General features: G+C 53.3%; 1 rRNA gene. It reads right to left on the reverse strand.

The features are described 5' to 3' along the window. A 23S ribosomal RNA gene (locus GM676_RS31440) occupies window positions 1–255 on the reverse strand; the annotation flags it as partial.

Below are 255 nucleotides of genomic sequence, written 5' to 3' on the forward strand. Positions count from 1 at the left end.
AGTGGGTTCGGACCTCCAGTGCGTGTTACCGCACCTTCATCCTGGCCATGAGTAGATCACTTGGTTTCGGGTCTACACCCAGCGACTATCGCCCTGTTCGGACTCGATTTCTCTACGGCTTCCCTATCCGGTTAACCTTGCCACTGAATGTAAGTCGCTGACCCATTATACAAAAGGTACGCAGTCACCCCACAAGGAGGCTCCTACTGTTTGTATGCACACGGTTTCAGGATCTATTTCACTCCCCTCCCGGGG

This window comes from Duganella radicis (assembly GCF_009720825.1).
Lineage (GTDB): Bacteria > Pseudomonadota > Gammaproteobacteria > Burkholderiales > Burkholderiaceae_D > Rugamonas > Rugamonas radicis.